Origin of the sequence: Enterococcus termitis (genome assembly GCF_001730305.1) — a bacterium.
Lineage (GTDB): Bacteria > Bacillota > Bacilli > Lactobacillales > Enterococcaceae > Enterococcus_L > Enterococcus_L termitis.
This window is the reverse complement of the sequence record NZ_MIJY01000001.1, coordinates 86150-105068: the sequence shown is the minus strand read 5'-3', so window position 1 is coordinate 105068 and position 18919 is coordinate 86150. Positions and strand designations below refer to the sequence as shown.

The window sequence follows — 18919 nt, the reverse complement described above, 5'->3', positions numbered from 1 at the left end:
TAAATTTTATGAAAGCGGAGCAAAACTTGTCTGTTTTGTCCCGCTCTCTCATTTTACTTAATGACTAAATTATAACATAGCTGAAAATTTCAGCAATGATTCATGTGGCATATTTACTTTTTTTTAGAATGTTTACCCAACCGTTTTTCAAGCTGTTGATGACGAAACTCCCGATTCCCAAACATACGCAAAATATACATCAACGGTTGATGATTTTCACCCACCAGACCGATCATTTCAATAAACAATTCTAACCCAATCGCACTGAATACGATCAATAAAATCGAAGCCAATTGACTAGCGTAACTAAACAGCAGCGCCACGAAAGAAAAAACCAGCGCCAAACCGTAAATCGTCATGACCGCACCTTTATGCGTAAATCCTAAAGACAGTAAACGATGATGCAAATGCATTTTGTCCGCAGAGGAGATTGGCCGCTTATTCATTAAGCGCCGAATAATCGCATAAACGGTATCAGTAATTGGTACTCCTAAAATGATCATCGGTGTGATCACAGTGATAAAAGTAGCATTCTTTAAGCCTTGTAAAGACATAACGGCAATCATGAATCCTAAAAAGAGCGCACCTGTGTCACCTAAAAAGATTTTCGCCGGATAAAAATTATACGGAAAAAAGCCTGCAATACTCGCAACTAACACAAAAATAACGATAGGGATGTAAACAGTTTTGGCATGAAGGAAAAAATAACCAATAACACCTATCGTTGCTAAACTAATGATCGACACACCTGAAGCTAAACCGTCTAATCCATCGATCAAATTTATCGCATTTGTGATTGCTAATATCCAAAACAAGGTCAATGGTAAACTAAACCAGCTCAAGTCGATCTGCCCTAAAAACGGCAATGTAATCATTTCAATACGGATATCTTTACCAAAGAAATAGATCACCAGTGCTCCTAAAAGGATCCCTAATGTTTTTTTCTTCGGCGATAATTCATAAATATCGTCAATTAAACCAGTTGCTACAACAATCCCTGCCGCTAATATGATCGGCAATATGTAATCTGTTGGAATAATCGATTGAAACATAACTAAACAAGAAAACGAAAAGACAAAGTAAATGCCTAAGCCACCAGCAGTCGGCATATTTTTCGTGTTGACTCTTCTTTCCCCCGGCGCATCATATGCACCTATTCTAAAAGCCAATAGCTTAATGATTGGCGTAACAATCAATGATAAAATAAACGTCAAAAAAAGACGAATAACAATTTCGTAAATAAACATCGACATGAAGGAACCTACTTTCTTAATGTACATCGTATATTATACCGAATCATTTCACATTTACAAGTTGGAACAGGTGTTTCTATTCTTCCTTAGATAAACGGTCTCAACAAATTACCTTTCGTTCATCACGTTCAGCTATTTCTTGATTTTTTCTTTTATTTTATCCATTAATCGATTGATTGCGCCATAGCGATGCTGGATTCCCTCGTTAGAAGTGTACTCTTTGACCACCGCATTGATGATCCCGCCTAAAATAATAATCGTCGCCGCCAAATTCAACCACAGCATCAAAATAATGAAACTTCCGATAATTTGATAGCTGGCAATCTTAGAGCTAAAATACTTGATATACAGCCCAAACACTTGCGAAAGCAGCATCCAACCCACTGTTGAAAAAATAGCACCGGGAATGATCGAACGAAAATTTAAACGTGCATTTGGAACAACTCGATAAATCAAGCACATAATGACCATTAAAACAAGAGAGGTGATCGGCCATTTTAACGTTTGAAAGGTATCGATAAAATCAGTTGAAAAATGAAAAATAGGTTGTAGTAGATCCAAAATGGTTTTTCCCAACCCTAAGACGCCGACCACACCAACTACAGCGGTCAGCAGTAAAACGATCACAAACAAGGACATCAAACGAACAATAATAAAGTTTTTTCGCTGCTCAACACCAAACGCTTTATTCATCGCGATTTGCAAAGCATTGATACTTTGACTAGCACTCCACAAAGCCGTCAAAGCGGAAATAGACAGCAAGCTCCCGGAACGTTGGGTTAAAAGTGATTGGATCGCAGATTTTAAGTCGTTAAAAATCGTTTCGGGTATTGCTTCTGCAATATATGGCAATACATCATTTGGATCAATATGTAAGTACGGCAGGATATTGCCCACCGCTATCAATAAAGGAAAGAGGGACAAAAGCAAGTAATAAGCCACGACCACCGAAGTATTGCCGATTTCTGAATCAACCATACGGTGTTGTGTTGTTTCAATGAAACGCATTAATTTCTCATTCTTCTTTACTTTGTCCACCAGTTTCATAACGCTCTCCTCTATGGTTTTTCTTTAGTATGTTAGTTCTTCTCCTTGAGAAGTCAAAATTCTTGGTCCTTCTTTTGTTATTGCTAAGGTGTGTTCAAACTGACAGCTAAGACCACCGTCCAATGTATACGCAGTCCAGCCATTAGGATCCATTTTCATGCGCCATGTTCCCGTATTGACCATCGGCTCTATTGTGATGACCATGCCTTCTTTTAAACGTAAGCCTTTGCCCGCTTCTCCGTAGTGTGGAATAACAGGACTTTCGTGGATCGTTGGTCCTACACCATGACCAACAAAATCTCTGACAACAGATAAGTTTTCACTTTCAACGTAGGTTTGAATCGCGTGCCCGATATCTCCGATCCGGTTCCCAACCTGAGCTTGTTCAATCCCTAGATACAAAGCTTTTCTTGTCACTTCCAGCAAATGATCCAATTCCGGCGTAGAGTTACCGACCACATAAGCCCAGCAAGAATCAGAGACTGCTCCTTTTAAATCGATACACATATCTACTTTGATCAAATCTCCATCTTTTAATGGTTTCTTTCTTGGAAAACCGTGGCAGATTTCATCATTGATACTACAGCACGTAGCATATTTATAATCTTCAAAACCAATTTGAGCAGCAATCCCTCCATGGCTTTCGATAAAGTTTCTGACATAGACTTCAATATCCCAACTTGTAACTCCTGGTTTAATAAACGTACGTAAATGACGATGCACATCTGCTAGTAATTCTCCAGATTCGTCCATCATCTCAATTTCTCTTGGTGATTTTAATGTAATCATTGACTATTGTCCTCCTAAAATTTAAACGCAGAGTGAGCTTGATTTCGTAGAAAAATATCCTTTATCTTTTTCATAGCGACTGCCCACAGAGCTAGATAATCTTTATACTAAGAGTATTTTATCATAATTTTGGAAAATTTCACTGAAAAGTCATTTTTAAAGTTTCCTGCTTAGGTCCTTTAGTCCATAACAACAGAATTATTCTTTCGTCACAAGAGAATAAATAGTCTTCTTTTTTATCACTTATTTTGTAATTTACATGACCTTCCCTCTTCTGCTATAATCAAGATTGTATTACTTGAAGGAGGAAATTCTAATGACCTTAGCTAAAATCGTTTATGCAAGCATGACTGGAAATACAGAAGAAATCGCAGATATCGTTGCTGAAGCTTTTGAAAATTTAGATATTGAAGTTGAAATCAACGAATGTACCCAAGTTGATCCTGAAGATTTTGAAGATGCGGACATCTGTGTTGTCGCAACCTATACGTATGGTGATGGCGAATTACCAGACGAAATTGTTGATTTTTATGAAGAATTACAAGAAATCGACCTTTCTGGAAAAACGTATGGCGTGTGTGGTTCCGGTGATACATTCTATGATGACTTTTGTAAATCTGTGGATGACTTCGAAGCTGTTTTCACAAAAATCGGCGCAACTAAAGGTGCAGATAGTGTAAAAGTTGATTTAGCAGCTGAAGAAGAAGATATTCAAAACTTAGAAGCATTTGCTAAAAAGCTGGCAGAAGCTGTTCAATAATTAAAAATAGACTAGAAAAAACACGCATGATGTTTTTCCTAGTCTATTTTTAATTGTCGATATCAATTGGTGTTTCACGTTCTAAAATTTGATCGATCGCTTCCAGCATTAAACGTTCGATTTGCTCATCACTTGGATGAATGATCCCAGAGGTCATCAACGCTGCTATCCCAGTCGCAACAATCCATGTACCCATATGCAAAGAATTGATCTCCGTATCATTTAACTCAGCGTAAACTGAATCTTGTTTAACTGCATTTGAAAAGTAATTGTAAGAGAACTCCTGCATTCTTTTACCGCCGCCATATTCTTCTAAATACAACGCACGATACAGCTTACTTTCATTTTTAGCAAAGTGAATATAATTCAATGCTAGATCAACAATCGTATTCCCTGTGTGCTTAACTGGAAATACTTCATTGGCCAAATATTGATGGATTTTTTCAAATAATTCTTCTTTTAAATCTTCCATGTTTTTAAATTCTAAATAAATAGGTTGTGTTGAACATTTCATTTTGGTTGCAATGTTGCGTGCGGTGAATTTCGAAAAGCCTTCCGTGGCCACTACTTCGTATGCAGCATTTAAAATCTGATCTTTAGTAATCGTTTTTTTTCTTGCCATAATTCTTCAATCCCCTCTACCTATCCTTTACAACGCTTCCAAATAAATACTATAGTTATTGTAACATGATTTAAGTTTTCTGCAAAATACTAGTCCTTTATTTCAAATTATTTTATTTATTCACTTATAGGTGAGTTTCACGTGGTTTTTGCTATAAATAAATAAGCAAAAATGCTTGCTGGATTGTTTGAGTTCATCTAGACTCCGTGTTATGATATTCACAGTCAAACGAATGAAAAATTAGGAGGCTTCTTTATGACATTACCAAATTTTGATGAAACATTAGAAAAATATGCACGCTTAATTGCAGAAACTGGCGTTAACGTTCAAAAAGGACAGAGTGTGGTTTTACAAATCAGCGTAGATCAAGCTCCTCTAGCACGACTAATCACTAAAGAAGCCTACAAATTAGGTGCAGGTGAAGTCATCGTCCAATGGGCGGATGATCAGATCCAACGTCAATTTTTATTACACGCCGATCAAGATTATCTGGAAAATATTCCTCAATATAAAATAGATCAAACGAATGATTGGGTCAATAAAGGCGCTAGTCGGATCAGCGTCGTTTCAGCAGATCCTGATGCTTTATCAGGAGTAGATACTGAGCGTGTGGCTTCTTTCCAAGCAGCTTCTGGTAAAGCTTTGATGAGCTTAAGAAAAGCAACTCAGGCAAATAAAGTCAGCTGGACTGTTGTAGCAGCTGCAGGTAAAGAATGGGCAGCGAAGGTTTTCCCTGACCTAACAGACAGTGAACAACAAATCGATGCTCTTTGGGATGAAATTTTTAAAACAACTCGTGTGTACGAAGCAGATCCTGTCGCAGCATGGCAGGCGCATGATACAAAACTAGCAGCTAAAGCGGCTGAATTGAACAAAGAACAGTTCAGTGCTTTACACTATACAGCGCCAGGTACCGACTTAGTCATCGGCTTACCAAAAAATCACCTATGGGAAGGTGCTGGTAGTGATAATGTCCGTGGCGAAAAATTCATGGCAAACATGCCGACAGAAGAAGTCTTTACAGCACCTGATTCTCGCCGCGTTGACGGTGTCGTTTCAAGCACAAAACCGTTAAGTTATGCAGGCACTACGATCTCAGGTATGAGATTTACTTTTAAAGAAGGAAAAGTCATAGATTTTTCTGCTGAACAAGGTCAAGAGGTATTAGAAACACTACTTAACACGGATGAAGGTGCACGTCATTTAGGAGAAGTTGCATTGGTGCCAGATCCATCACCAATTTCTCAGTCAGGCATTACATTTTATAATACGTTGTTCGACGAAAATGCTTCAAATCATTTAGCATTCGGGTCTGCATATGCTTTTAATGTACAAGGCGGAACAGAAATGACAGAAGAAGAGTTAAAAGAAGCAGGATTGAACCGTAGTCAGACTCACGTTGATTTCATGATCGGCTCAAATCAAATGAATATTGATGGTATTCGAGAAGACGGTACAACGGTGCCAATCTTCCGTAACGGAGACTGGGCATAAATATCTATTAATAAAATCAAAGAACCTGTGAAGCATGATTATCTGCTTCACAGGTTCTGTTTTTTTAATATGGGAAGTAAAACTCTGCAGTATAACCGATCGTTTTAAGTCCTCTTGTGATAACATATGTTCTACATTGGACTGCTTTACGGTTCTTATCATTCAATACTGACCATGCAAATGCTTCAACAGATTTAGCATCTTTGAAAAGTTTTAAGCCATTATTTAAATAAGAAGTCGGTATACCTAATTTTTTAGCATCTAATTCACCAGCATATTTTTTATTTTCTCTATATGATGTTTTAGCTGAATAATTGATTGATGTGTAATTTTTCTTAGGTACAAGTTTGATTTCGATCGCTTCTAGACGATAAGAATATCTAGATGTTCCTGCAGGCAGACCGCCTTTTTCCCAGCCCATCCAGCCAAATTCTTGTGCATGCACACGATAAAATACATCATAAACTTGTGCTAATTGACCTGTCAATTTGATTTGGATCGCTTCTAAACGTTTCTTTTGTCCAGAGGTTCCTGAAGTTTGACCATTCTTTTTCCATGCTTGCCAACCGATATCTTGGACGTGTGTACGGTATTGGATATCGCCAGTATAACCTGAATTAACTTTTAGTTGAATTGCTTCTAAACGTTTTTTCTTTCCTGAAGTTCCTGATACCTGTGCATTTTTCTTCCAGCCTTGCCAACCGACATCTTGCACATGGGTACGATAGGTTACATCAGATACTCCGGCAGCACGACTTGCTGGTGCAATAGAGTCCAATGTCTCATCTTCTAAAACGCTCTCACTTTGGAAATCAGTATAAGGAGTAACAGTAATCTCTTCTTCTGCATGAGCACTTGATGTACCGAACACTGCAATCCCTATTAAACCTAAAAATAACAAACTAACCTTTTTCATCTTCTCACATTCCTTTCGTTGTATCTTCATAAGTATATAATACTTACTCATTATATTACAATAGTGATCCTAAAAAATTTTTTTCATTTTTCTATGTATCTATTAAAAATAATGAGAAAAACAGAACATTTCATCAAACAGAAAAGCCAAATCCTTTGTAATAAAGGATTTGGCTTTTCTGTTTGACGTCCCCGACAGGAATTGAACCTGCGACGTACCGCTTAGGAGGCGGTCCCTCTATCCTACTGAGGTACGAGGACATATATCTGGCAAACACTTCTTACCATTTTTATAAAAATAAAATGATAATTGTGCAGTTATTCGCCTAAAAAAATATCTGTTATTCATTTTAGAAGTCTTTTTAACCTATGTCAATACTAAGCAGCATAGATTAAAAAGACTTCAATCATACAAATCCAACTTCTCTAAAAATATTCTTCTAAAACAGGAACCGTTTTGACGACTCTTCGTTCTAGAGAATGCAAAAGATCAGCAGCACCCAGAATTTTTTCATAAAAGAGTAGATCTTCGCCTGTACGATAGCCCATAAAAAACTGTGTCCAAGTTTGAATTGTACCGCTAAGCACCTCAGTAGCAATGAATTCCTCTGAACATTTTTTCACTGTGCCTTTTCCACTCGCATCGATCATCAGCTTCCAGATTCCCTCATTCCATGAAGCATATGTGTCTTCAACCTTTAGATAATATGTCTCTTCTTTCCCTAAAGCAAAAGGATACATACTCAAAAAAGAATCCATAGCGACGATTCTTCCCATCATGAAAGGTGTAACCTTCATGTCAATTAGGGGTGCAGGCATCAAGTAGCTGAAATTTTGTCCTGTAAATCCTGTTTCAAGATAGAATTCTTTTGAAGAGCCGTTATGAGAACCAATAAAACCAATGATTGCTTGAAATGCCTGCTTCGTTAAAAAGCCCCATTCCTTGATTGTAAAACGTTCCACATTTGATTGATAGATTATATATCCTGCAGGCGTTCCAGATTCATCTTCATAAACGGCGAAACGATTTTTATCATCCGATCCGATACTATAGTCTAACCACCAAGCTTCTCGAATCATTCCACCGCGCTGATTTTTTTCTAAGCTGGCATAGATCCTTTGACAAATCGGTTTGATTTCCTCAAATGTCACTCGCTTCATTTTACCCGATCCAACGCTTACATTCGGCCAGTCTGATGCTTTGATTGTATAGCTGATTTGCTCAAATAGCTGTTCAAATCCATATTTGCGGTAAAAAGGGTACGAAAATGGCGCTAAATAAGCAAGTGCAACCTCCTGCGCCGCCAAATCAGACAGTAATTTTGACATGATTGCAGAAATAGCTCCTTGTCCACGATATTCTGGATAAGAAGAAACACAACCAATTCCCGCCATAGGATAAACAGCCCCATGAAAAGCGACTTTAAATGGCGTGGAAACCACTTGGCTCATCAATTTCCCCTCCGAAAAACAACCATAGTTTTGTGAATTTGTTATGATCTGCTCAAAATGCTCCTTACGCTTTTCTGTTTTCTCAGCATTAAATGCATAGGCAGCTAAATCGAACATTTCATCTATTTCTGTTTTTCCGATACGACGAATCTCTCTTTCCATACAGCTTCACCTCAACTAAAATAAACTTCTATTCCATTGTACGCTAGAATAAAAGCTTGCACCAGAAAAAAAGCAGAACAAAACCTGTTTCGGTTTGCCCTGCTACTTTTTTATTCCTCTGGTTCACCTAAACTAGGATCCATTTTATTTGCTGCTAAAACAAACGGTGCCCAGATCACAAATGCCACAGCTAAATTGACTAATGTCAAAACAATCGCACGCCAATCTCCAGCTGTTGCTAAGAAACCACTGATGATCGTTGGCATTACCCAAATCACGTTTACAACAACAGGATTTACTAAACCTGCCATTGTAGCAAAATAAGCAATCGTTGCTGTTACTAATGGCGCTACAATAAACGGTATCAACATAATTGGGTTCAATACAACCGGCATCCCAAACATTACTGGTTCATTAATATTAAACAAACCAGGCCCGATACCAAGTTTTCCAACTGTCTTATAATCCGCACGCTTAGACAGAAGTAAGATCGAAATGATCAGTACTAATGTCACACCCGCACCACCCGGCCAAACAAAAGCCTCGAATGATCCTGCTACCCATTTATACGGAATTTCTTGACCTTGTTGGTATGCATTAGTATTATCCACCATTGCAACACCATAAATGGATTGTAAAACAGGCGACATGATATTGGTTCCATGCAAACCGAAGAACCATAAAACGTGAACAAGCAATACAATCACAAAGACTGCTCCATACCCTTGAGATAAACCAATCAACGGCGTTTGAATCGATTCAGAAATCCAGTCGATCAATAATTTCCCTGTTACTTTTTCAAATACATGATAAATCATTGCTGAAACGTATAAGGCGACAATCCCTGGAATAATTGCAGCAAATGCTTTTGATACTGCTGGCGGAACTGAGTCAGGCATTTTGATAATAATATTTTTCTTCATTAATTTCGCAAAAATAATAACAGAAACAAATCCAAAAATCATTGCTGTAAATAAACCTGTACCACCCATATACTTACCGAATGGGAAATAGCCCCAAGCACCCGCTTCAATTGCTGATACACCATCAACTGTACTGACAGTTGCACCTGCATCTGTGAAAAGTTGAGTAATATTCTTTGGTAATTTTTCCGCTAAAGTAACGGTTGTTGTTGCACTCTGCGGTAAACCAATGAAAAATGCAGCTAACGATACTAACATCCCTGACAGAACATCTACGTCATACGCTCTGGCAATATTACATCCCAATGAAGCTGCAAACACTACAGCCATGATCGCTAATGTTCCTGTCCAAACAAGTCCATTGATCGCAATCACAGGCGTGAAAAAAGTTGTGATCGCATTTCCTTCCCCTAAGTATGTGTTTGGAAAGTCACGCATAAATGCATTGAGTAAAACTGCGATCGCCCCTGCCATCGTAACCGGCATCATCCCGATAAATGCATCTCTCAGCGCGACCAGATGCTTCTGTGAGCCGATTTTTGCAGCGACAGGCAAGATATACCTCTCCATCCAAGCTGTTAATCCATTCATTTTTTTTCCTCCTAAAAATTATTTATTTAAAAAGTAACTACTTTTTAAAACAAGTTTCATTGATAGAGCTCCCACCAAAAGATTACATCAATATAACTTTACATTCTTATAATAAGCAAATAGTATGCCAAAGTGATCTAGACCAAAATTCCCTATTTATCAAGCTTCTATATAAAGCGCTTACTTTACACACAGTGTAATTGCATTTGCACAGTGTAGGTTTTGTGTGTAAAAATTACGCAAAAAAAAAGAGCGTCTTTATGACACTCTTACTCAATATGATTCTTCCATCATTTTTAACATTTTATTGAACTGACGTTTTTTAAAGAACATCAAAACAGTGCCAACGACAGCATCATTCATCTTTTGTAAAAATCCGTATGATTCCATTTTCTCACTATAATGAATTTCGCAAGATTTTTCATCTAGCGGCTTGATATCATATTGAACTAAAAAGTCATTTTTTGTCGTAGATGTTCGAAAATGGTAAGACGTATTTTCAATCACTTTTTCAACTTTGATACGTGCACGGCTATTTTTAGAAAACTGTTTAACGTATTCAAAATTGTTCAGTTGTTTTCTGGTTAGGCTTTTACCAGTATGTTTGCGTACGTCAAACAAAACAGAATCCATGACTTGGTCATAAAAAACAGATGCTGGAATATTCAATGTTTTTACGATTTCCATTATCTTTTCACCTCGTTATTCTCTTTCTTATTTTGCTCTTCTTTCTTTTTCCCTTTAAAGAAAAAGTATCCTCCGACAGCGACTAGAAAAATTCCTGTAGTCATACTCAACAAATCATACTTCATTGATGCAGGATTCAGCGCATATAAAATTATTAATAAGCCGATACTACATACAAATAAGCCATTTCTTACCATTTTACATCCATCCAATCTTTTTTAAACTGCTGCTGCTTGGAAGTATAAGACACCGCCCCAAGGTTGTGCTTTGATCAATTCTTTTGCTTTTTTAGCGGCTTCTTCTTTATCTCCTGTTACTTCAAAAACTAATTTGATCCCTTGTTTTTGTGTAAACTTATACGTGAAATCTCCACCGTCATAGCTTTCCAATAATGCTTTAATTTCTTCTTGCTGCATAGCACTTGCAATTGTAATCATTTTATCCTCTCCCATTTAAATAATGAAGCAGTTGCTTTCACTCTTATCGAGTAAAAGCAATCTGCTATTTACTTTTCATTTCTTACAGATCTGTTGGTTCCATCTTATTCGCTGCAATAACGAATGGTGTCCAAATCAAGAACGTCACAACCATACACACAAGTGTAACAATCGGTGCACGCCAGTCTGCCCCTGTTGCCAAGAATGATAGTAAGATTGGCGGAACAACCCACGTTACTTGTTGTGATACTGGTGCTACTAAACCGAAGTATGTTGCTAACCAACCAATTGTAGTTGCAACTACTGGAGCAACTAAGAATGGTACAAACATGATCGCATTCAATACGATTGGTAAACCAAACATGATTGGTTCGTTGATGTTGAAGATACCAGGTCCTAATGATAATTTACCAACAGTTAGGTAGTCTGCACGTTTAGAGAATAACAGGATCGCAATGATCAAGACGATCGTACCACCTGAACCACCAAACCATGCAAAGGCATCAAATGAACCACGTACCCACATGTAAGCTTTGCCATCATCAATGGCTTTTAAGACCGCTGGTGTACCAGTCAAGCCTTTGTATCCTTTTTGGAAAATATCGATATTGATTAATTGTGCTTGTCCCCAAATACCTTCTAAAACTGGTGCCAATACGTTTGGACCATGGATACCGAAGAACCAGAAAATTTGAACAAAGATCGTAACGATCAATACTGCGCCGATTCCTTGTGATAAGCCTAAGAATGGTTCTGCAATATATTTTTGAACTAGATCGATGATCAGTTGTCCATCTGTTAATTTACCTACTACAAAGTTAATAATTGCGATAACATATAACGCGATCGTTGCTGGTAAAATCGCAGCAAACGCTTTTGATACTGCCGGCGGAACTGAATCAGGCATTTTGATCGTGATGTTCGCCAACATTAATTTACAGAAAATGATAACAGAAATTGCTCCCATGATCATGACTGTGAAATAAGCATTACCATTTAAATGATCCAGTTTCAACCAGCCCCAGCCGCCTGCTGTTAAGCCTTCTGCTGTTGCTGACCAACCTGTATCTGCTGAACCGGCATTGATTGTGTTCATTAACTCTTTTGGAACAGCTGTTTCTAAAGTATTAGAATAAGCAAAAGCAATCCCTTGAATCAATGTAGCCAAACCAACGATACCACCGGCTAAATCATTTACTTTGTACGCTCTAGCTAGATTGTAGCCCCAAGAAAAGGCAAAAATCAAACCTGCTATCGCCAAAGTACCATTCCAAACAAATCCATTGATCCCAATGATGACATTAATAACTGCGAAGAATCCTTTATCTGCAGCAAGATTTGCTGCATAATCTGAGAAGAATTGCTGCGGTAGATCACGAATAATCGCGTTGATCATAACGGCAATCGATCCGGCCATTGTTGCGGGCATTGTTCCGATAAACGCATCACGTAAAGCAACTAAGTGCTTTTGTGCTCCGATTTTACCAGCTACCGGCAGGATGTACTTCTCCATCCAGGCTGTTAATCCATCCATTTTTTTGTTCCTCCTATAAATAATATTTATTTAAAGAGCTTGCGCTCTTCAAACCAAATTTAGCTAGAGTCCCGTTCAAAAAACTCTAGCATTTATTTTCCTCCGTTCAAAAAAGAAAATAGACTAGTTTATTCGTTGTCCATACGACGATATAGATCGATGATTTCTTTTGCTAAATCTGTAAAAGCAATAGATGTCATCAAGTGATCTTGACTATGAACTGTTAGTAATGTGACTTGAATATGGTTACCTTGTGCTTCTTGCGTAAGCATTCCTGTTTGAGAATGATGTGCCTGAACTAAAGACTCTTCTGCATCGGCAATTTTTTGATCTGCTAATTCAAAATCTCCAGCTTTAGCGGCAGCAATCGCTTCCATTGCATCGCTTTTCGCATTTCCTCCATACATGATCAAGCCCATTACTGCTTCTAAATTTTGTTGATCTTCCACTTTTTATTAACTCCGTTCATTTTTTATTTTTTCGTGATTATTTATCCATCAATGCAATAGCTTGGTCTAAGACTTTTTCACCATTCATCATACCGTAGTCTGACATGTTGATGACATCTAATGGAATTCCTTTTGGTTCAAGTTTTTGCTCAAACTGAGATTTCATGAAACGAACTTGTGGGCCTAAAAGTAATACGTTTACATCTTTTGCTTCTAAGTTATTGTCTGCATCCGATGCTGATACGGCGAAGATATCGGCTTCCATTCCACGATCTTCTGCTGCTTTTTGCATTTTTGTTACCAATAAACTTGTACTCATTCCTGCTGAACATACTAACATGATTGTTTTTTTAGCCATTTTCTGACACTCCTTCTAAATTTGTTTGTTGTACTTACACTTTTATATAAAGCAAAAAGCGTGCCAAAAAAAGTATAGACCAAAAGCAGTACTATCGCGCTTTTGGTCTATACAATTTGTGTACACACTAATTATTTTTCGTTGCACAGTAAAAATTGTGTGCGTTTTCTTTATTGAAAAAACAACCTTTACAGCGTTTTCAAATCTAGCGTCATACATGAGTACTCTTATGGTAATAATCTAATCCGATCTCCGACCATGTATGATTACTTTTTTAGTTTTGGTTGACTCTATTTCTCTATCAATCTACCACAAGAAACAGCTTATTTTTATGATAGAAAAGCAAGCTTTTTGCTAGATTCATTTATTATTTGTGAAAAGGAGGAACAAACACTGAATATCAGCATTAAATAGTCTTTGTTTCTTATCACTGGAAAACAAAAAACAACCGAGACACCTCTCTTTCGCTCCTTGGATCTCGGAGTTAAAGAGAGGTGTCTCGGTCTCATTTAAAACGTATTATTTCGCTGCTTCTTCCTGTTCTTGTTTCAAAAATTGATCTGTTGCTACTTTAACAAACGGCATATAGATCAGAACTGAAATCAGTAAGTTGACTGCGGCTAAAACTCCGCCGGCAATACTCTTAGTTACCAAGAATCCACCGATGATTGGCGGAGTAACCCATGGCGGCATAAATGTCGCACCTGGAACGAGTCCACTGGCAGTCGCTACATAAGCTGTTGTTACCAGAACCATTGGTGTAATAATGAATGGAATAAACATGATCGGATTCAATACGATCGGAAGTCCAAACATCACTGGTTCATTAATATTGAACAAACCTGGCGCTAAGCTTAGGTTTGTGATAACTTTGTAAGGTTTGTTTTTACGACCTACGATAAAGATCGCGATCAATAATCCTAAAGTCGCACCTGTTCCACCTAAGTTTACAAATGAATCGAAGAAAGGTTTGTTAACGATATACGGGATTTTTTCGCCCGCTTCTAATGCTTTGATATTCGCATCGATCGCTGGTACATTGATCGTTTGCATCAACGGATCGACCATGTTGGCACCGTGCAAGCCGAAGAACCATAAGAATGGAGTGATAAATGCTAATAATAATGCTGAAGGATAGCTGTTTGCTAAGCCCATAAATGGTTTTTGAACTGCTTCGTAAAATGATACTACGATATTTTCAACACCGAAACCTAAGAAAATTGATGTAATCAAGCTGAACAAGCTGATTGTGATCATCGCAGGTAATAATGCTGCAAATGATTTAGCGACAGCTGGAGGTACACCATCTGGCATTTTAATAACTAATTTTTCGTTTCCAACTAATCTTTGGAAAATTTCTCCTGAAATAAGTGCAATAACCAACGCAATAAATAATCCTGTTGCATCCATACCGCTAAGTCCGCCAACTGCGAAGAACGAAGCAACAGACACTGTTCCAGCTGCGATACCGTCTTTACCGTAAGATTTTACTAAGTTGTACGCAACTAAAAAGGCTATTAAAACTGAAAAAATTGCAAAAGTACCGTTCCAAATATTTCCACCAAAGCTCTTCCAAATCGGTGCATCATTGGCGATCATCGGAAATAGCTTATCCATTAAGTCCGAAAAACCTGGAATCGGTAGATTGTTAATCAATACTGCAAGTGCCCCTAAAATCATCAAAGGCATTGTTACGACAAAGGCGTCACGAATCGCCACTAGATGACGTTGTGCCGCAATAACTGATGCTTTGGGCATAAAGTATTTTTCCATCCATTGAACAAATTTGTTCATTTTGTGTTTCCCCCTAAACAATATTTATCTAAAAAGCTACATGCTTTTCAAATCATTTTTCATCAACGTTTCATTTTAAACGTTGAGTGTTTTATTTGTTGTCCATACGACGATATAGATCGATGATTTCTTTTGCTAAATCTGTAAAAGCAATAGATGTCATCAAGTGATCTTGACTATGAACAGTTAATAATGTAACTTCCATATGGTTTCCTTGCGCTTCTTGTGTAAGCATACCTGTTTGCGCATGATGTGCTTGAACCAAAGATTCTTCTGCATCAGCAACTTTTTGATCTGCTAATTCGAAATCTCCAGCTTTAGCGGCAGCGATTGCTTCCATTGCATCGCTTTTCGCATTTCCACCATACATGATCAAACCCATAACTGCTTCTAAATTTTGTTGTTCCATGTTTAAAACTCCTATCCCTTTTTGTTTTTTTATTATTTATCCATCAAAGCAATTGCTTGATCTAAAACTTTTTCACCATTCATCATACCGTAGTCTGACATGTTAATCACATCTAATGGAATTCCTTTTGGTTCAAGTTTTTGTTCGAATTGAGATTTCATGAAACGAACTTGTGGACCTAAAAGTAATACGTTTACATCCTTGGCTTCTAAGTTATTGTCTGCATCTGATGCTGATACGGCGAAGATATCGGCTTCCATCCCACGATCTTCTGCTGCTTTTTGCATTTTTGTTACTAATAAACTTGTACTCATTCCTGCTGAACATACTAACATGATTGTTTTTTTAGCCATTTTCTGACACTCCTTCAATTTTTTTGGTTGTTCGTACTTTAATATAAAGCAAGAAGTGTGCCAAAAAAAATATATAGACAAAATCCAGTTATACTAAGGATTCTATCTATATATTTTCGTGTACACACTGTTATTTTTAGTCATACACACTGCTTAATTGTGTGTGTACTCCGTCGTTGTTTTTATTTTATTTTCTAAAAACATTCTAGTAACATGAGCAACATCTGCTTCGGTGAAAGAGATACGATATGCTTTTTCAATCACCATTAAATTGGTTCTTGCAACATCGGCTTCCAAACGGTTTTTCTTCAAGAACTCAGTTAGGTTTTCAAATTTTTTGGTCGGTTCACCTTTTAGAATCGCATCAATCAGGAAGGCCAAATGAATCACAATCCCCGCATCAACCCCCGGTTCTACAATAATATGCATGTCTGTTTGGATCTGATGCACTGTTTTTTGTAGCATCACAATCAGCTTTTGTAAGGAGTCAACTGCAGTGATCGTACCACTCAATGATTTTACGATTTTTTCCGTTGGAACTTCGTCACCTGCAATGCGTTTTAAGACATTTAGCTTTTCGTCATCAAAGATATCAAAAGCTGAAAAGAATGGGATATTTTGATACTCTACGTCGACTGTTCCAGCAATAGCTTTGATTTCATATTCTTCCATCAAGCTATCGATATGTTTTTTAAAGGCTTCTCGCTCTAAAAACTGCATTTGAATGATCTCAACTTTATTTTCGTCGATCACAGGTAAAATCCGCTGATACAATTTGGCTGCTACACCTTCGCCTGTAAAGCAAGTGACTACAACAGCCTTTTTGATTTCTTTTTGATTTTGCGGACTTGTTCTGAATTGTTCTCTAATAATACTTTCAAAAGACATCTGAATATTTTGGTAAATATCTTCTAAACTGCGGCCAACGCTTGCCATCCGAATAGCTTCCAGCACGATCATCGTACTAGTCATCGTAATCGCTTTTGTTCTGATGCCGGTTTCTTCAAATATCAGATTCCCAAAAGAATTTAATGAGCCCATATCTGTCAACAGCAGCATACCGTTTGCCAATTCTTCGCGATGAGACAGAACAAAATTTTTCAGTTGTTCGTACATCGTTTGAACTTCCATGGTCAACGGCATGTTCATGGCTACACCAGTTTCTGTGCCAAGCAGTTCCTGTGCCGTTTTCAGCATACTGGTGGCAGTGGAATCACCATGCATCAGCACAACAACTCCGACATTATTGACATGAACCTTTTCTTTGTTGCCTAAATTTATCGATAAAAACATGCTGATAAAGCCGATCTCATCAAAAGGAATTTCAATATTGTTTTCTTCTTCGATGATCGCAGAAAGATCCATCGCTACTTGGAATTCTTTTTTCATGTTTTTACGAACATTATTCAAGTTGGGATGAACGATAACATGTCCTTCCCGCACTCGTTCGATCGTGCTTTGTAGATGAAGAGCAAACGCAAAACGAGCTTTTTCATTATAGGTTCGTTCCAACCTTTTCTCTGCAATATCATAAAGACGGTCAGTCAATTTCCAAATATGTTCAGGTAATAATTCTTTATGGACAGGATTTTGGGTCAGCTCATCTACATAGGTTTGGAAATACGCATCCATGTCACTGGAAATCAACTGTTCTAAATCAACATTTTCCAGTTCATTCGCCGATAGTTTTTCTACTTTTTCTTCGATTTCATTATAAACCTGCATATCTCGAGCTGGGTCTCGAGACCAGACGACTTCGTTTGTACCAGGTTCAAAGGATAGATAATTACTTTTACTATCGACGAAGCGATCCAAACGATCAGAGACTTCTTTGATTTTGAGCAAGCCTTTTTGAACTTGTAAAGGCAGGTCACTTTTTCGTATAACCAAGCTTTCTTCATTATGCGTTCTATAATGAAGAAACGATTTTGCACAGACTAATTTTAGATCACGTTTTACTTGACCGATATTTCCTTCAGCATCATATAACATGAAAGCTAGAACCGCATCTCTTTTGATGTCAATTCTCTGATTCAATCGATTTGCTTCCTGTTTGATAAACAATGAAATAATCGCATATCGTTCATCTAATGAACGAGCATCTAAAGACGGCAATGTAATCGCCATCGGAATTCTACGATTAAAAGTAGTAAGAAAGCTTTCAGAAGACTCGGTCGTTGCCCCAATGATTTGAACAGAAGCTTCATAGGTTTGTGCGCTTTCACCTAACGGACGATAAATCCCTTTATCGATAAATGTGAACAACATTTCTTGTCCTTCAGGAGGTAGCCGATGAATCTCATCAAGGAACAAAATACCGCCGTCTGCTTCTGACATCAATCCAGGGCTGTCTTCATTCGCACCAGTATACGCTCCTTTTTTCACTCCAAAAATATGCCCAAAAAGCAACTGAGGATTTTGAGCATAATCCGCACAGTTAAATGAAACAAACGGTGCATCAGGTGCCAGTGTCTTAGAATCCACCGCAAAATGGTACATACATTCTGCAAACAATGATTTCCCTGTTCCTGTTTCGCCAAAAATAATAGTATGTAACCCGCGAGGCGGGTATAAAATTGCCGCTTTAGCTTGCTGGATACTCACTTTTAATGAATCGTTCGCACCAACTAAGTTGTCAAAGGTCACTTCACTGGAACTATCGACATGCACCTTGTCTTCTTCCACTACAATCGAGTAGATCACCGGACGTCCGTCACTTTTAACGATTTTACGTTCTTTATACAGTTCACTTAGATAACGGCTAGCATTGCTGCGGTCGATCATCAATTCTTCTGCAACATCTGCGGCAGTCATCCCTTGCTTTTTTGTTTCCAATACTGAAAGAATCTCATCTTTTCTAGATTTCATGGATATCCTCCTTAACTCAGGA

Annotated in this window: 19 protein-coding genes and 1 tRNA gene; 2 read left to right on the top strand and 18 right to left on the bottom strand. The window is 37.8% G+C overall.

Features of this window, described 5'->3' with window-relative positions; all coding sequences use genetic code 11:
* Positions 1 to 113 precede the first annotated feature (113 nt).
* The 3 genes from BCR25_RS00540 to map form a co-directional block, all read right to left on the bottom strand.
* Positions 114 to 1253, bottom strand: coding sequence for a glycosyltransferase family 4 protein (locus BCR25_RS00540; protein ID WP_069661657.1), 1140 nt, complete (start codon positions 1251 to 1253; stop codon positions 114 to 116).
* 132 nt (positions 1254 to 1385) lie between these two features.
* Complete coding sequence (locus BCR25_RS00535) at positions 1386 to 2300, bottom strand: YihY/virulence factor BrkB family protein (protein ID WP_069661656.1); 915 nt, start codon at positions 2298 to 2300, stop codon at positions 1386 to 1388.
* A 24-nt stretch (positions 2301 to 2324) separates the two neighbouring features.
* Positions 2325 to 3089, bottom strand: a complete 765-nt coding sequence (gene map, locus BCR25_RS00530; RefSeq protein WP_069661655.1) for a type I methionyl aminopeptidase — start codon at positions 3087 to 3089, stop codon at positions 2325 to 2327.
* Positions 3090 to 3405: 316 nt separating this feature from the next.
* On the opposite strand from map, the gene BCR25_RS00525 reads away from it, so the two are divergent.
* The gene (locus BCR25_RS00525; RefSeq protein ID WP_069661654.1) at positions 3406 to 3849 is read left to right on the top strand and encodes a flavodoxin; all 444 of its coding nucleotides are present in this window, start codon (positions 3406 to 3408) and stop codon (positions 3847 to 3849) included.
* A gap of 49 nt (positions 3850 to 3898) precedes the next feature.
* Here BCR25_RS00525 and BCR25_RS00520 read toward each other — a convergent pair whose 3' ends face one another.
* Positions 3899 to 4471, bottom strand: coding sequence for a TetR/AcrR family transcriptional regulator (locus BCR25_RS00520; protein ID WP_069661653.1), 573 nt, complete (start codon positions 4469 to 4471; stop codon positions 3899 to 3901).
* 255 nt (positions 4472 to 4726) lie between these two features.
* Here BCR25_RS00520 and BCR25_RS00515 point away from each other — a divergent pair, with 255 nt between their 5' ends.
* Positions 4727 to 5965, top strand: coding sequence for an aminopeptidase (locus tag BCR25_RS00515; RefSeq protein ID WP_069661652.1), 1239 nt, complete (start codon positions 4727 to 4729; stop codon positions 5963 to 5965).
* Between the two features lie 64 nt (positions 5966 to 6029).
* On the opposite strand, the gene BCR25_RS00510 is transcribed toward BCR25_RS00515, so the two are convergent.
* The 14 genes from BCR25_RS00510 to BCR25_RS00445 all read right to left on the bottom strand — a co-directional run bounded on the left by BCR25_RS00510 (position 6030) and on the right by BCR25_RS00445 (position 18897).
* Positions 6030 to 6881, bottom strand: a complete 852-nt coding sequence (locus BCR25_RS00510) for a hypothetical protein (protein WP_069661651.1) — start codon at positions 6879 to 6881, stop codon at positions 6030 to 6032.
* A 186-nt stretch (positions 6882 to 7067) separates the two neighbouring features.
* Positions 7068 to 7141: transfer RNA gene (locus BCR25_RS00505), tRNA-Arg, on the bottom strand.
* A 165-nt stretch (positions 7142 to 7306) separates the two neighbouring features.
* Positions 7307 to 8494, bottom strand: a complete 1188-nt coding sequence (locus tag BCR25_RS00500; RefSeq protein ID WP_069661650.1) for a GNAT family N-acetyltransferase — start codon at positions 8492 to 8494, stop codon at positions 7307 to 7309.
* Positions 8495 to 8604: 110 nt separating this feature from the next.
* Positions 8605 to 10008 (bottom strand): PTS sugar transporter subunit IIC, encoded by a 1404-nt coding sequence (locus BCR25_RS00495; protein WP_069661649.1) that lies wholly within the window; start codon positions 10006 to 10008, stop codon positions 8605 to 8607.
* Positions 10009 to 10281: 273 nt separating this feature from the next.
* Positions 10282 to 10695: a DUF3284 domain-containing protein gene (locus tag BCR25_RS00490; protein WP_069661648.1), complete on the bottom strand. Its 414-nt coding sequence runs from the start codon at positions 10693 to 10695 to the stop codon at positions 10282 to 10284.
* Positions 10695 to 10892 carry a DUF3188 domain-containing protein gene (locus tag BCR25_RS00485; protein ID WP_069661647.1) on the bottom strand — a complete coding sequence of 66 codons (198 nt, stop codon included), beginning with the start codon at positions 10890 to 10892 and terminating at the stop codon, positions 10695 to 10697. The genes BCR25_RS00490 and BCR25_RS00485 overlap by 1 nt, the downstream gene beginning before the upstream one ends.
* Positions 10893 to 10913: 21 nt before the next feature.
* Positions 10914 to 11132 carry a hypothetical protein gene (locus BCR25_RS00480; protein ID WP_069661646.1) on the bottom strand — a complete coding sequence of 73 codons (219 nt, stop codon included), beginning with the start codon at positions 11130 to 11132 and terminating at the stop codon, positions 10914 to 10916.
* 82 nt (positions 11133 to 11214) lie between these two features.
* Positions 11215 to 12645 carry a PTS sugar transporter subunit IIC gene (locus tag BCR25_RS00475; RefSeq protein WP_428839342.1) on the bottom strand — a complete coding sequence of 477 codons (1431 nt, stop codon included), beginning with the start codon at positions 12643 to 12645 and terminating at the stop codon, positions 11215 to 11217.
* A 149-nt stretch (positions 12646 to 12794) separates the two neighbouring features.
* Entirely contained in the window at positions 12795 to 13115 is a 321-nt protein-coding gene (locus BCR25_RS00470) for a PTS lactose/cellobiose transporter subunit IIA (RefSeq protein ID WP_010764086.1), read from the bottom strand.
* Positions 13116 to 13152: 37 nt separating this feature from the next.
* The gene (locus BCR25_RS00465) at positions 13153 to 13473 is read right to left on the bottom strand and encodes a PTS sugar transporter subunit IIB (RefSeq protein WP_069661642.1); all 321 of its coding nucleotides are present in this window, start codon (positions 13471 to 13473) and stop codon (positions 13153 to 13155) included.
* A 519-nt stretch (positions 13474 to 13992) separates the two neighbouring features.
* Positions 13993 to 15267: a PTS sugar transporter subunit IIC gene (locus BCR25_RS00460; RefSeq protein ID WP_069661644.1), complete on the bottom strand. Its 1275-nt coding sequence runs from the start codon at positions 15265 to 15267 to the stop codon at positions 13993 to 13995.
* A gap of 91 nt (positions 15268 to 15358) precedes the next feature.
* Complete coding sequence (locus BCR25_RS00455) at positions 15359 to 15676, bottom strand: PTS lactose/cellobiose transporter subunit IIA (RefSeq protein WP_069661643.1); 318 nt, start codon at positions 15674 to 15676, stop codon at positions 15359 to 15361.
* Between the two features lie 32 nt (positions 15677 to 15708).
* A complete protein-coding gene (locus BCR25_RS00450; RefSeq protein ID WP_069661642.1) occupies positions 15709 to 16029 on the bottom strand; it encodes a PTS sugar transporter subunit IIB in 321 nt (106 codons plus the stop codon).
* A gap of 153 nt (positions 16030 to 16182) precedes the next feature.
* Positions 16183 to 18897: a sigma-54-dependent transcriptional regulator gene (locus BCR25_RS00445; protein WP_069661641.1), complete on the bottom strand. Its 2715-nt coding sequence runs from the start codon at positions 18895 to 18897 to the stop codon at positions 16183 to 16185.
* Positions 18898 to 18919 lie beyond the last annotated feature (22 nt).

Excerpts from the sequence above, each read along its gene's own strand:
- BCR25_RS00540 (WP_069661657.1), bottom strand. The coding sequence starts at position 1,253 with ATGTCGATGTTTATTTACGAAATTGTTATTCGTCTTTTTTTGACGTTT.
- BCR25_RS00535 (WP_069661656.1), bottom strand. The coding sequence starts at position 2,300 with ATGAAACTGGTGGACAAAGTAAAGAAGAATGAGAAATTAATGCGTTTC.
- map (WP_069661655.1), bottom strand. The coding sequence starts at position 3,089 with ATGATTACATTAAAATCACCAAGAGAAATTGAGATGATGGACGAATCT.
- BCR25_RS00525 (WP_069661654.1), top strand. The coding sequence starts at position 3,406 with ATGACCTTAGCTAAAATCGTTTATGCAAGCATGACTGGAAATACAGAA.
- BCR25_RS00520 (WP_069661653.1), bottom strand. The coding sequence starts at position 4,471 with ATGGCAAGAAAAAAAACGATTACTAAAGATCAGATTTTAAATGCTGCA.
- BCR25_RS00515 (WP_069661652.1), top strand. The coding sequence starts at position 4,727 with ATGACATTACCAAATTTTGATGAAACATTAGAAAAATATGCACGCTTA.
- BCR25_RS00510 (WP_069661651.1), bottom strand. The coding sequence starts at position 6,881 with ATGAAAAAGGTTAGTTTGTTATTTTTAGGTTTAATAGGGATTGCAGTG.
- BCR25_RS00500 (WP_069661650.1), bottom strand. The coding sequence starts at position 8,494 with ATGGAAAGAGAGATTCGTCGTATCGGAAAAACAGAAATAGATGAAATG.
- BCR25_RS00495 (WP_069661649.1), bottom strand. The coding sequence starts at position 10,008 with ATGAATGGATTAACAGCTTGGATGGAGAGGTATATCTTGCCTGTCGCT.
- BCR25_RS00490 (WP_069661648.1), bottom strand. The coding sequence starts at position 10,695 with ATGGAAATCGTAAAAACATTGAATATTCCAGCATCTGTTTTTTATGAC.
- BCR25_RS00485 (WP_069661647.1), bottom strand. The coding sequence starts at position 10,892 with ATGGTAAGAAATGGCTTATTTGTATGTAGTATCGGCTTATTAATAATT.
- BCR25_RS00480 (WP_069661646.1), bottom strand. The coding sequence starts at position 11,132 with ATGATTACAATTGCAAGTGCTATGCAGCAAGAAGAAATTAAAGCATTA.
- BCR25_RS00475 (WP_428839342.1), bottom strand. The coding sequence starts at position 12,645 with ATGGAGAAGTACATCCTGCCGGTAGCTGGTAAAATCGGAGCACAAAAG.
- BCR25_RS00465 (WP_069661642.1), bottom strand. The coding sequence starts at position 13,473 with ATGGCTAAAAAAACAATCATGTTAGTATGTTCAGCAGGAATGAGTACA.
- BCR25_RS00460 (WP_069661644.1), bottom strand. The coding sequence starts at position 15,267 with ATGAACAAATTTGTTCAATGGATGGAAAAATACTTTATGCCCAAAGCA.
- BCR25_RS00455 (WP_069661643.1), bottom strand. The coding sequence starts at position 15,676 with ATGGAACAACAAAATTTAGAAGCAGTTATGGGTTTGATCATGTATGGT.
- BCR25_RS00450 (WP_069661642.1), bottom strand. The coding sequence starts at position 16,029 with ATGGCTAAAAAAACAATCATGTTAGTATGTTCAGCAGGAATGAGTACA.
- BCR25_RS00445 (WP_069661641.1), bottom strand. The coding sequence starts at position 18,897 with ATGAAATCTAGAAAAGATGAGATTCTTTCAGTATTGGAAACAAAAAAG.